At 58.6% G+C, this 11,764-nt stretch carries 11 protein-coding genes and 1 pseudogene; 4 read left to right on the plus strand and 8 right to left on the minus strand.

The window, feature by feature from the left end; translation table 11 throughout:
* Positions 1–196 precede the first annotated feature (196 nt).
* Positions 197–424, minus strand: a complete 228-nt coding sequence (locus NBG89_RS23945; protein ID WP_431322829.1) for a hypothetical protein — start codon at positions 422–424, stop codon at positions 197–199.
* A 339-nt stretch (positions 425–763) separates the two neighbouring features.
* On the opposite strand from NBG89_RS23945, the gene NBG89_RS23950 reads away from it, so the two are divergent.
* Positions 764–2,170, plus strand: a complete 1,407-nt coding sequence (locus NBG89_RS23950; protein WP_431322830.1) for an adenylate/guanylate cyclase domain-containing protein — start codon at positions 764–766, stop codon at positions 2,168–2,170.
* A gap of 441 nt (positions 2,171–2,611) precedes the next feature.
* On the opposite strand, the gene NBG89_RS23955 is transcribed toward NBG89_RS23950, so the two are convergent.
* A complete protein-coding gene (locus NBG89_RS23955) occupies positions 2,612–3,640 on the minus strand; it encodes an IS110 family transposase (RefSeq protein WP_431322831.1) in 1,029 nt (342 codons plus the stop codon).
* Between the two features lie 27 nt (positions 3,641–3,667).
* Entirely contained in the window at positions 3,668–3,856 is a 189-nt protein-coding gene (locus NBG89_RS23960; protein WP_431322832.1) for a hypothetical protein, read from the minus strand.
* Between the two features lie 173 nt (positions 3,857–4,029).
* Here NBG89_RS23960 and NBG89_RS23965 point away from each other — a divergent pair, with 173 nt between their 5' ends.
* Complete coding sequence (locus NBG89_RS23965; RefSeq protein WP_431322833.1) at positions 4,030–4,389, plus strand: DUF1214 domain-containing protein; 360 nt, start codon at positions 4,030–4,032, stop codon at positions 4,387–4,389.
* Positions 4,390–4,430: 41 nt separating this feature from the next.
* Here the strand turns inward: NBG89_RS23965 and NBG89_RS23970 are convergent, their stop codons facing one another.
* Positions 4,431–5,453: a DUF1214 domain-containing protein gene (locus NBG89_RS23970; protein ID WP_431322834.1), complete on the minus strand. Its 1,023-nt coding sequence runs from the start codon at positions 5,451–5,453 to the stop codon at positions 4,431–4,433.
* 457 nt (positions 5,454–5,910) lie between these two features.
* Between NBG89_RS23970 and NBG89_RS23975 the strand changes: the two genes are divergently transcribed.
* On the plus strand, positions 5,911–6,681 hold the full coding sequence (locus tag NBG89_RS23975) for an SDR family NAD(P)-dependent oxidoreductase (protein ID WP_431324535.1): 771 nt from the start codon (positions 5,911–5,913) through the stop codon (positions 6,679–6,681).
* Positions 6,682–6,914: 233 nt separating this feature from the next.
* Here NBG89_RS23975 and NBG89_RS23980 read toward each other — a convergent pair.
* Positions 6,915–7,925, minus strand: a pseudogene (locus NBG89_RS23980) (type II toxin-antitoxin system HipA family toxin); the annotation flags it as partial.
* Complete coding sequence (locus NBG89_RS23985) at positions 7,918–8,253, minus strand: helix-turn-helix domain-containing protein (protein ID WP_431322835.1); 336 nt, start codon at positions 8,251–8,253, stop codon at positions 7,918–7,920. The gene NBG89_RS23985 and the pseudogene NBG89_RS23980, both read right to left, overlap by 8 nt.
* Positions 8,254–8,530: 277 nt before the next feature.
* Between NBG89_RS23985 and NBG89_RS23990 the strand changes: the two genes are divergently transcribed.
* A protein-coding gene (locus NBG89_RS23990; protein ID WP_431322836.1) for an IS630 family transposase occupies positions 8,531–9,473 on the plus strand; the annotation gives its coding sequence in 2 pieces (ribosomal slippage) (positions 8,531–8,866 and positions 8,868–9,473; 942 coding nt in all).
* A 204-nt stretch (positions 9,474–9,677) separates the two neighbouring features.
* Here NBG89_RS23990 and NBG89_RS23995 read toward each other — a convergent pair.
* On the minus strand, positions 9,678–10,700 hold the full coding sequence (locus NBG89_RS23995; RefSeq protein ID WP_431322837.1) for a C45 family autoproteolytic acyltransferase/hydolase: 1,023 nt from the start codon (positions 10,698–10,700) through the stop codon (positions 9,678–9,680).
* A gap of 267 nt (positions 10,701–10,967) precedes the next feature.
* Complete coding sequence (locus NBG89_RS24000) at positions 10,968–11,735, minus strand: fumarylacetoacetate hydrolase family protein (RefSeq protein WP_431322838.1); 768 nt, start codon at positions 11,733–11,735, stop codon at positions 10,968–10,970.
* Positions 11,736–11,764: the final 29 nt, after the last annotated feature.

Below are 11,764 nucleotides of genomic sequence, written 5' to 3' on the forward strand. Positions count from 1 at the left end.
GGAAGAAGGCGTGTTGACCTCCGCGAGGGGGGGCGGTTGCGGTCCGGCGGGCTTGGGCCGCGGACTTCCATCGACAGGAATTTTGCTGCTCCTTATCGTGCCGCCTGAAGCGTTGGATCCTCGCGCCTGGCAGGAAATCCGAGGTTCAGACGCGATGGGCAACATTGAATACGCGAGTAACACTTCCCGGGCGCATCTACTGGACCGTGTTCGAACCCAGGGCGTTCATCGTCGCCGGCCACGGCCCAATGTAGTTTTCGATCAGGACTGTGGCGATGCCTTCCACAGATCGGTGGCCTTGGTCGAAAAGTTCAACGGCTGCGCGATTAAGCAAGGTCGATGCCTGATCGTCCGGATCTATATCGTAGTACAGGTACCACTGCTGAACGGCCCTGGAGAGAATTAGAAGATCGGTGTCTTGCATGGCCCGCCTCCCTTCGAGAAGGAGGCAAGTAGGGGAGCGCTCGCGGTGTTCAATAGTCAGGGTCGGGCGAAGTGGCCCTAGCCTCTTATCTGCCCCAATCTGGACGAACCAGAAAGCGCCAAGGCAAGTCCGCCCAGCGGGAACCGCGAAGTCAAAACGTGTCAGTCTGCCATACTGATCCGCGACTGCATACGACCGGGAGGTGCTGTACTCAGACGATCGGAGTAGATCGGGGAGGCGAGAAGCCTCCAGGCGTCGAGATTTCTATCAGGAGGTTCCGTGGTATAATCCCGGAACTGGCGTTGTCCGCCGTTGGTTACGTGCACAGAGGCCTGTCTGATGAGCGAAGTGGACGTGCTTTTTGCTACCTTGCGACAGGCGGCCGACCCGCAGACGGTCGACTGCATCGAGAGCGTCGTTGTGCGCGGCTCGGATCGCGACCTCAACCGCATCAACGCGCTCGCCTTCGCAGATGCGCATCATCTCGATGAAGAGAAGGTGATTGCCGCGCTTCTACATGCAGCCCGCATAGGGGCATTCGAGATGACCTGGAATGTCCTTTGCCCAGGTTGCGGCGGCGTCCTTGATACGGGCACAACTCTCAAAGCCGTAGACAGGGAGACTTACCATTGCGCGCTATGCGCAGCCGGATACGAGCCAACCCTCGATGAAATGGTCGAGGTAACGTTCACGATCAGTCCGAGAGTGCGCAGGATTGCTGCCCACGAGCCCGATCGTCTACCTCCGCTTGAATATTACCGCCAAATCTTCTTCAGCTCCGGCGTCGACCTGCCGGCGGACTTCGAAGAGAGATTTGGCCGCATCCTGCTGGAGATGATCGAGCTGGATCCGGGCGAGAAGGCGTTCGTCTCACTGCAACTGCCAGCGCAATTCGTCATCGTCTTCGATGCGGTGACCCATTTTGCGCAATTCATCGACGTGAATGGCGAGCCCACCGACGAACGTCAAAACCTCTCAATGGGCATCAGTCAAGGGCATGGGCAGAACGAAACGCTTGCCCTTCGTCCTGGAGTACTGCGGCTTACCCTCGAGAACCACACCGATCGCAGAGTGTTGCCGAATGTCTGCGTCGCAGGAGACGACCTGCACGACCTACTGGGTCGCAGGCGGCCTTTTTTGACAGCCAAGCGTCTACTGACAAACCAGAGCTTCCGTGACATCTACCGCACCGACACGCTCGACGTCGACCAGCGTCTCAAGATCACGAGCCTGACTTTCCTCTTCACTGACCTAAGAGGTTCGACTGCTCTTTATGAGCGGGTCGGAGATCTTGCCGCTTTCGATCTGGTGCGGGCACATTTCAGGGTTCTTCACGAGATCGTCGCTACAGAGACGGGAGCGGTCGTCAAGACCATCGGCGATGCCGTGATGGCGACCTTTCCAACCCCGGACCGCGCAGTGGCGGCCGCGCTCAGGATGCGGGAGGCGATGCTGCGGTTAAATGCCGAACATGGCAGCGACGATCTTCTGCTGAAGATCGGCATCCACGAGGGACCATGCCTCGCAGTCAATCTGAACGAACGGCAGGACTACTTCGGCCAGACTGTCAATATCGCCTCTCGCGTGCAGGGTCTCGCGGATCCCAATGTGATCCTGACGACGGAGGCGGTTGTCGGGGATGCGCAAGTTTCCGAGATCCTGCGAGACAGCGGCATCGCATCAGTCTCCCGAATGGAGGAACTTCACGGCATCGGCAGGGAGGTCAGAATTTTTGCGCTATCGTGAACTTCGTCCAAACGTCTTCTGCTAGTGGTTCCATGGCCCCCATAACAGAAGCGCCGACGACGTAGTGCAACTGAGCGCGGACCACGTTCTTGCCATCCCAAGCGTGCTTTTCGAATATGTCCTCCTCAGTATGCGATCCTGCCGCGGCCCCATGACGGCCGTTGTTCAAGCATGACGCTTGTGTGGATGCCAGCCGTTTTGCAAGGAAGATTTGAAATTTTTGAACACGTGATCGAGTGCGGTCTTGTGTAAGGCCTTTATATGCGGTCCTTGAAGTGCCGCGGGCCGGTATGGTGATACGCGAGTCAGGTCCGAATCTTGAAAGCGAGCTCGAAGCTCGAAGCGTCATTCTGGTTTGCTGACCCCGATCTTATCGATCATTTGCCCATGCAGTTCTTGTCTTCCTCACGTCTCCCATAGACCGGCTTCAAGTGCTCCGCTTCATGCGGGCACTGTCGCCGGATTCCGGTAATCCATCTGCTTTGTGAGCATAGCCCAGATCCCACGCGCCATCTTGTTGGCCAGGGCAATCGCTACGAGCATGCGTGGCTTCTTGGCCATCATACGGCCAAGCCAACTATCGTTTGGCGCACCCTTTCGTGACGCCCATCGAACCACGGCCATGGCTCCGATGATGAGCAACCTTCGAATATCTTGCTGGCCCATCTTCGATATTTTTCCTAGACGCTGCTTGCCACCGCTCGAATTCTGTAGCGGCACCAGACCAAGCCAAGCAGCAAAATCCCGGCCACGTTTGAACACCTCCATCGGAGGCGCGAACGTTTCAATTGCCAGAGCGGTGATCGGGCCTACGCCCGGCATTGTGCGCAGACGTCGTGTTGTCTCGGCCTTGTTGGATAAACCATCTATCTTCTCGCTAAGCGAGTCCACGCGATCCGTTATTTGCCAGATGTGCTCCAGCAGGTCGCGGCAGATCGTGCGGACCAGAACCGGCATATGAGCGGTCTCGTCCGCCAGGATACTTTCAAGCCTGCTCAGATAACCTATTCCATGCGGCGCGATGTGGCCGAACTCATAAAGGTGCGCGCGTAGGATGTTTACCAACTCGGTTCGCTGACTGACTAGCTGCTCACGGGTGCGAAACATAATCGCCCGAGACTGTTGCTCCTCCGTCTTTGCCTCGACAAAGCGCATTGTCGGCCGCTGTGCGGCCTCAACAATGGCCTCTGCATCGGCAGCGTCGTTCTTGTGCCGTTTGAGAAATGGCTTCACATACCGAGGCGCGATCAGCTTTGGCTCGTGACCCAATCTCCCCATCTCGCGAGCCCAATAATGCGAGCCGGCGCATGCCTCCATTGCGACGACGCAGGAGGGCTGAGCAGCAATAAACTTGCGGAATAATGGGCGCGCCAACTTCTTACGAAATAAAACAGAACCGTCAGCCGCTGCTCCGTGCAGCTGAAATACATTCTTTGCCAGATCAACGCCAATGATGGTAACCGTCTTCATCAAGACTGCCTTTCACTTGAGTGGTGTTTACGCCAAGACTTTTATGCCGCCGGAGAAGGCTGGCATCCACCCTATCTTGAAATACTGCACCTCGCGCTCGTGCTTTTCGGCCTCCTCGCGGGATTTGAACGTGCCGAGATTTCTGCGCTTGTGAGTCTTGGGATCGATCTTGCGCGAATAGAGCCGATACTCGCCAGATTTCAGCTTGCGGATCATGACATCCTCCTTGGTGGTAGTCCGTAAATTCCAAACAAGCCACGAAGGTTCCCGCTTACCGGCCGAATGAGAGCATATTGCCTGCCTTCCGCACGTCCCCGTCCTTGCGTCGATGAACTGGATGTGCCTGCTATGTCGGCATCAAACACCTCGGTGCGGGCCAGTTTTATCTGATGACGATGAAGGATGCGGATGGGAAACCATTCGATGGAGACAAGTCATACCGCTTGACGGTGCCAGGTAGCCCGCCGGTCAAACAGTATTGGTCAGCGACCGTTTACGACAATTCCACCCATGCACTCGTTCGGGAGGTCGATCACTACAGCCGGGCATCAAACACACTGGGGATCGAGAGCAACGCGGATGGATCGGTCGACCTCTTCCTTGGACCAAGGGCTCCTGCCGGGAAGGAACAAAACTGGATGCCGACCAAGCCGGGGGCCCGCTTCGAAGTGCTGTTCCGCCTGTATGGTCCCGAGAAGGCGCTATTTGACAAGACCTGGACATTGCCCGATATCGCCGTCATCCCGTAGGCACCTGCTTCCTTCGGCGAACGTCTATCGATGCCTTATGGCTACTTTATCGGCTGCGGATCAGGGAACTTCCAGCTTCCGTCCAGCACTTCCGGCTGCGGCTGATATAGCCTGACTGTGTAATTCCAACCCGCCTCGATCGGTAGGCAATTGGGTGTCTTGCCATCGCAACCGCCGAATTGAACGTCAATGGAGCCGTCGTCGCTCTTCGTGGCGGTAAGGTTGTTGATTGAATAGGCGTTGAGCGGGTTGGGAACAAAATAGCCATCGGTGTTGTAACGGCTGATCGACCAGAAGCCATCGACCGGGACCTTTGCCGGAACGTGCAGCTTGTAGAGTGTCTTCCCATCATTTTGCGCAGGTGTGACGCTCAGATAGGTTGCCTCGCTATCCGGGTTGCCGCCCCAGGCAGCCGCAGTTCCAATCAGATGATGAACTGGATCAACCGCATCCTTCGCCCCGAACGCCTTGTTGAAGCTGCCCATGGTCGCATTGAGCGCCAGCAACGCCTTGCGCACGCTATCCTGACTGGCCTTGTCCCAGACAGGTAACTCCAGCTTTCCCGGCCCGCCCAGTTGATCCACCTTGATGTCATCCTGCAACTTGTGAACTTCATCCGCATCGCCCGATTTGGCCGGATCAATCAGGGTTCGGACGGCGACAAAGAGGTAGCGGGTGCCTACGCCTTCCTTAGTGAATACGTGGCTGCCGACTCCGTGAAAGACACCGGTTACATAATGATCTTGATTGATCGCGATCAGCGACATGAAGCGGCTTCCCGCGTCCGGTATGGTAATTGTCACCGGTCCAGCATCGAGGTCAAAGACCCCGCTCGAATACAGGGTGTCCCGGTTGCCTCGCACAACAGTCTGGTTATTGACATCGAAGGGTTCGCGTCGATGAAAGATTTTACCAAGTCCCGCTTCTTTTACAGGCACCGCGAAATACATGTCGGTCTCGGCGCGCACGAAATTGTCGGGTGTGACCTTGATTGCTTCATCGGCCCAAACCATTCCCGCGACGAGCAGCGAGCACGCTGCTGTCGCCATCGCAAGGCTTCTCATCTGAACCTCCCTCAGACTTGCTCTGATGGCCGTGCTAGTTGGCGCGCAGCGGACCCATCTGAAATCAACTCAGACTGCCGTGCGGGGAGAAGCTACGCAAGTACGCAACGGTAAATCGCGAATCGTAACGTGTCAGGTTCGGTCGCAAAGGTGTTGCAGCGCTGACGTTTCGTGGCTTCTGCCATCGAGCGGATGAACAAATCCGTCCAGGTGGCTGCGGCACGCGGGTAACGTCCTAATTACGTTACGCAAACAGTTTTAGGGGCTGGACTGGGTTGTATGTTGCAACTGGTTCTTTGGACTGCCCTTGGGCGTGCAACTCCCGGGGCTGCCCCGATCAATCTGACTGAAGCGACGCTCGGGCTCGCCCAGGGACGCTCCTCAGCGTGAGCAAGAACATCTGGCATCCGAAAGCCGACGCTGCCATAAATATGCTTCAGCGAGAAAGGCCATCATGATGCAGAATTATGCGCCGGACTTCAGCCTTGAGGGCAAGGTGACTTTGGTGACAGGAGCGAGCCGTGGCATCGGTCGAGCTTGCGCGCTTGCCTGCGCCGCAGCAGGCTCCGATATTGTTTTGGGGGTGCGTGATGTGGCAGCCTCGGCGGGTCTGGTTGCCGAACTCGAGCGCACGGGACGGAAAGTTCTCCCTGTTGAACTGAACATTCCCAATAAGGCCCATATCGCACAAGCCGTCGCCGCGGCGGTTACGACGTTCGGTCGTATCGACGTGCTCGTTAACAACGTCGGTGTCGCTCCGGGCAATCTCGCCGAACTCGTTGAGGAGAAGGACCTTGATGAAATACTCGATGTCAACATCAAGGGCACCTTTCTGATGAGCCAGGCAGTTGGCCGGCACATGATCAAGCGCAACGGCGGCCGGATCATCAACATCAGCTCACAGGCTGGTACCGTGGCACTGCGCGGCGAGGCAATCTATTGCATGAGCAAGGCGGCAATTAATCACCTCACGCGCTGCCTTGCGGCCGAATGGGCACGCCATAATATCACCGTAAATACCGTATCGCCGACGTTCATCCACACGGATGGCACGGCATCTTTTCTTTCCGATGCCGACAATCGCAAAGTGACGCTCGGCCACATTCCACTCGGCCGGATCGGAGAAACCGATGATGTGGTGGGTGCCGTGGTCTTCCTTGCATCGCCGGCTGCGAGCCTAATCACCGGTGCGAACCTGCTTGTGGACGGTGGATGGTCCGTCGCCTGAGGCCAAGGCGCTCCCGCACCAGACCATCGCCGGATCTGTCGAAGAAATGCATTGGATCCGAGGCGAAGTCGTTGCTGACAGTGTTCTCGACCGCGGCGCACGTCGGAAACATTGCCCTCAGGGATAGGGTGCCGCACAAGGGGCTATTGAAACGGCGGCGGTATGAGTGCCGCTACCGCTCAGTGCGAGCGGACTTCGTATTGGGCATGCCGCCGCGAATGCTTCCACTTTGGTCGCGCCTTGAGATCGCTCGGAACGGGATTGAGATCGTAAGCGGGGGAAAGCGACCATCCCGCCTTTCCGAGCCACAAGAAGCCGTGGTTGCGCAGGTGATCGTCGACATTGGAGATCAGCACGTTGAAAACGACGCGCCGATAGAGGGTATGGGCGTCCGTTTTTCCGTGAGCGCCGTGTTGAGCAAGGGCATCGACGATCTCGGGATAACTGCCGCGTTCACCGTCTTTGGCGCCCGTCATCGCCATCGCCGACAGGAACGGGATGCGGATCGCACCCTGACGATCGAAACGGCGTGACAGCATGATCTTCTTCCCAGCGACGTCGAGCAGTTCATGCATGGGCGTGGCGATGCCAGCCTGACCAGCCAGACGCAGGGCGATCACCTCCCAGGTTTCCATGCTGTAGTCGTCTGTTTCCTTCGGGAATTTAGCGATAGAGAGATGGCCATGCTGGTCGATCACCGACGCCTTGGGGCGCGCACCGCCAAGCGAGGAGCCGGGAGCGAAGATCAGTTGAAGGTCTTCGTCGGTCTCCTCATCGCGGAGAATCCGTTCGGTAATGTGAAGCAGACGACCAAGTTCGATCAGGGCGGGCACGCCCGTCTGGGTCGGGGCCTGGAACGTGTCGTCCCCCACCCAGCGGAAGCGCAGCGCCCCCAACCGGGTCTCGTCGGCCACGCCAAGGAGATAGTCGCTCTCGGCGAGCGTGCGGACGGCGCGGGCTTCGCGTCCTGCAACTCGACGTTCGGCGCGCTGCATCAATCGGCGCCCCCAAGTATCAGGCGCTGAGTCGCCAATCGAACCAAAAATGGCGAGGCCGGCGGTCGGCGCGAAGGCACCACGGCCCAAGGCAAGAGCAGGCTCCAGCGAGAACCTGTCAGGGTCTTCCAGCCACGCGCCATCATACTCGAAGAGGATGGTCTCCGTTCCACGAACGCGATTGCTCCGCGCCTGCCCGATCTGCCGTGTGCGGCCTTCCAGATCGATGTGGATCTCGAAGTCAGCCATTGCGAGACGATCCGGCCGGCCGTTTGAGATGGACGTGTTTCGGGAGTTCGGCACTGGCAAGGGTCTGTCCGACGCTATCGTTGCCGATATCGGCAATCTGGCTCAGGCCATCCAGCAGGCCGAGAGCATGCAGGACACCTGCATAGATGCCGATGCTGACATTGGTGTCACCGGCTTCGACCCTTTGAAGCGTGGAACGGGACGTGAAGGCTCGTTCGGCCACGACAGCCATGGGTAGCCGTCGCCGGCGACGGGCATCATGGATGTCCGCTCCGAGCTTGCGCAGTGCTCGCCGCACAGCGGCGGGAGGATTGTGAGGCGTGGGCATGTGCTATCTTCGCGCTCCAAATTGGCTGAATATGTAGCACGAAGTAGACAACAATGCGATCAAAAACAGTTGACGTCGGGATCAGTTGACCATCCGCCACAGCGATCCCGCAATGGAAATGGCCGGGGAGCTAATCTAAGGAGGCGTCTCCGGAGGTTTCCGGCGAAAACGGCCGACGCAGTTTCATTAGAGCACGCTTCGATTTTTCAGAATCGCAGATTCGCAAATCAGCTGAAATATGATTCTCTGTCCTACCGGAAAAGGACGGCCGGCAGGGATGACGCACCCATATTCTGAAGATCTTCGCGAACGGGCGATGGCGCGCCTGAATACCGGAGAAACGATACGATCGATCGCAGCAGCACTTGCGATTGCTCCCTCCTGTGTTTCGAAGTGGAAGAAGCGCCTTGCGGAGACCGGCGCTCTGACGCCGGGCCGCGTCGGCGGGCGCAAGCAGCGGACTTTGTCCGGCGAACGGGCCGACTGGCTGCGCCAACGCTGTCGATCCGGCCCGTTCACGACGCGGGGCCTTGTGGCGGAACTGGCCGAACGCGGCATCAAGACCGAGCGGCGCGCCGTTTGGGTGTTCGTCCGGGCCGAAGGCCTGAGTTTCAAAAAAAACGGTTCTGCCGGCCGAGCAGACGCGGGTGGATATCGCCAGGAAACGATTGCGTTGGAAGACCCATCAACGGCGGATCGAAGCGCAGCGGCTGGTCTTTCTCGATGAAACCTGGATCAAGACCAACATGGCGCCCCTCAGGGGGTGGGCACCGCGTGGTCAACGCCTATGTGCCGCGGTTCCACATGGGCACTGGAAAACCCTGACCTTCATTGCCGCCCTGCGCTGCGACCGCATCGATGCCCCTTGGGTCATCGATGGGCCGATCAACGGCGAACTCTTTACCCTCTATATCCAGAGGATCCTCGTGCCCACGCTCGCCAAGGGCGACATCGTCATCCTCGACAATCTCGGCAGCCATAAGGGCCAAGCCGTCCGTCGTGCCGTCCGGGCCGCAGGCGCGCACCTCTTCTTCCTGCCGCCTTACAGCCCCGACCTCAATCCTATCGAGCAAGTCTTTGCTAAGCTCAAGCACCTAATCAGGAGAGAACAACCTCGCACAGTCGAAGCGACATGGCGCAAGGCTGGTGAAATGCTCGACTGCTTCTCGCCTGCAGAATGCGCAAACTACCTTACAAACTCAGGATATGCTTCCGTATGAAAGCAGCAGGCTCTAATATCTCCACGCGCGAGATGTCGCGTTTGGTGATCAGCCACCGGTGGCGTAGGGATCGATACTCAAGCCACCCACGGCAACCAGCTCAGTTGTTCAGGACCGCCCGCGCAACCCGAAGATCTGGTCAGCAATGTGCCGAGAAGGCAACATATCGGCCGCATTGCACCAAATGCGGCCGTGACCCGAACGCTACGCAAAGCTGTGAGTGTACGAGCCTTCTCGGAAGTTCCGGAACCCTTGGGACCAACGTTTGCCCGGCCAGACATAATCCACTCGTCCTTCCGCAGGTCGGTAGACGGCCGTGTAGAGCGTTGGAGACGAACCGCTGTTGGAGTACAGGGGCGGCAGAAGAAAAAGATCGGTTAGCCGCGAAAGCGACATGGACGGTTCCTCCAGCGCTTGATCAATAGCAAGCTGTCGCCTCATCGAAGACGATGAGGGCCTGATGGTCCGCTGATGGTTCGTGCATGCCTTCAGGCGCGAAATGATCGGCCTCTGGTGAGGGCCGAGGAACAGGGTAGCATAGCGGCCCGAGCGCTCGAGGACGGTCACGTTCTGTGGAAGTGCGACCGGTATTCGGCATAGTGCTTCCACAGCCTGGTCAATCCGATGACAAGTCTCAAGGATGTACCGGATCACGAGGATAATCGAGAAACCGACGCCCTGAGCGCGGCTGCCGCCGAGCGTGACGCTCGCGACAAGTCCATCCTCATTCATGCCGTCCACACAACCTCCCCATGGTCGCTGCGCCTTGCTGATGACCCGTAGGCCCGACCATGCCGACATCTCAAAGCGATCCGAAACGATATCGGGGGGATAGTCGAAGTTCCGGACCAATGCAGGCCCCTCGCTTCCCAGCCAGACGGTCTGACTGCAGCCAAAGCGTTCCGGTGCGGGTCGGTAGTGACTTAGAATCCGGTGCGCCACCACATCATCTCCGACAAGGGCACATGCGCTGTCATAGTATGGCATCAACTCGGGCATATGCTGCGACAGGGCGGCGCGGCAGTCTTTAGCGGTGGGCGACGATGACCGTGTTTGACCGAAATACCACCTCTCGGCCTCCGCTCGCCCTGCGACGAACCGGGACAGCCACGCTTCCCCAGGCCGATCTTCCCTTGCTGTGACGAACGTCTTGTCCATAGCAACAGGAGTATAGGAACCGCTCCCCTTGAGTGGCAAGTCGAGCTGGGCACGGTCATGGCGAGGCATCTTGCCGAAAATGTCTTCGTGAACCCTTCTGCTTGCTCAGTTGTCGGTCTAATCGGCATTGTCGCAACAACACCTGGGGCCAACAGCGATGCACCGTTACCAGGAAATCTGGGTCGATGGACCAGGCGGCCGATCTCCTTGCGTGCCAATCAACGGGGATTTGGAATAGCTCATGTATTTGCGCCACGATTGAATGTTGCGCAGTTCATTTTGTACTGGGTCGATTTGATGGCGTGAGAATTTCCTGCTGGCTCCCCTTAGGATGGGTCAGACGAGGATCAGGCGGAAAGAGGCAGCGTTGCCAAAAGCAATTTCAATATCCCCGGGGGTGATGAGTTCGATGGCGCCACAGAGCGTTCCTGTGGTGATGAGGGCGCCGGCCTTCAGCGACGTGGTCGGCCGTAAACCATCGTTGGCGTAGTCCAGAAGCCAGGTCAGCACATCGCCCTTCGGGTGTTGAGCTGGTGCGTCAAAGATCGGCTGGCCGTTAAACGTCACCTTGAGCGGCGTGCCGCCTGCGCTGTCGATGACCGGCTTGTCCACCCGAGGACCGAGCACATATCCACTGTTTCCAAGCCGATCGGCCAGGAACAGCAGGAACGAGATCTTGCCGCTCTCCTCGACCGCGCTCGCGAGAAGCTCCGCGCCGAGATGAACGGCGTCGATCGCATCAACAATGTCGGCGCGACTGTAGGCGCCGTCGCGGCGGATCGGCAGGTCGCGACCGAGACGCACGGCGATTTCTGCCTCGAACCTGGTGCCCCGCTGCCAGGGAATCCGTGCCCCGGAGTCGGCCTGCACATAGGGATGCAGTGGTGCCGTCACGGCCTGCCCGTCGGGCGAGACGGTCACTTTCCAGGCGTTGCTTTCGATCGCCTCATCGGCGACGAGAAAATTCTGCGCGTCCATCGCGTGCCGGAGATCGGCAGGCAGCGCAAAATCCGCCGTCGGCGCCTGGTTTTGTGAACGGCGAAGGCCGCGCAGCTTTGCTGCGAGCGCGCGCGGATCAAAGGGGGCGGCGGCTGAAGCTGCCATGAGGTCTCCTCCATTTTGCTTTGAGTCGC

Origin of the sequence: Rhizobium sp. YTU87027, assembly GCF_050644135.1 — a bacterium.
In the GTDB taxonomy this organism is placed as follows: domain Bacteria; phylum Pseudomonadota; class Alphaproteobacteria; order Rhizobiales; family Rhizobiaceae; genus Rhizobium.

Excerpts from the sequence above, each read along its gene's own strand:
- NBG89_RS23945 (WP_431322829.1), bottom strand. The coding sequence starts at position 424 with ATGCAAGACACCGATCTTCTAATTCTCTCCAGGGCCGTTCAGCAGTGG.
- NBG89_RS23950 (WP_431322830.1), top strand. The coding sequence starts at position 764 with ATGAGCGAAGTGGACGTGCTTTTTGCTACCTTGCGACAGGCGGCCGAC.
- NBG89_RS23955 (WP_431322831.1), bottom strand. The coding sequence starts at position 3,640 with ATGAAGACGGTTACCATCATTGGCGTTGATCTGGCAAAGAATGTATTT.
- NBG89_RS23960 (WP_431322832.1), bottom strand. The coding sequence starts at position 3,856 with ATGATCCGCAAGCTGAAATCTGGCGAGTATCGGCTCTATTCGCGCAAG.
- NBG89_RS23965 (WP_431322833.1), top strand. The coding sequence starts at position 4,030 with ATGACGATGAAGGATGCGGATGGGAAACCATTCGATGGAGACAAGTCA.
- NBG89_RS23970 (WP_431322834.1), bottom strand. The coding sequence starts at position 5,453 with ATGAGAAGCCTTGCGATGGCGACAGCAGCGTGCTCGCTGCTCGTCGCG.
- NBG89_RS23975 (WP_431324535.1), top strand. The coding sequence starts at position 5,911 with ATGCAGAATTATGCGCCGGACTTCAGCCTTGAGGGCAAGGTGACTTTG.
- NBG89_RS23985 (WP_431322835.1), bottom strand. The coding sequence starts at position 8,253 with ATGCCCACGCCTCACAATCCTCCCGCCGCTGTGCGGCGAGCACTGCGC.
- NBG89_RS23995 (WP_431322837.1), bottom strand. The coding sequence starts at position 10,700 with ATGCCTCGCCATGACCGTGCCCAGCTCGACTTGCCACTCAAGGGGAGC.
- NBG89_RS24000 (WP_431322838.1), bottom strand. The coding sequence starts at position 11,735 with ATGGCAGCTTCAGCCGCCGCCCCCTTTGATCCGCGCGCGCTCGCAGCA.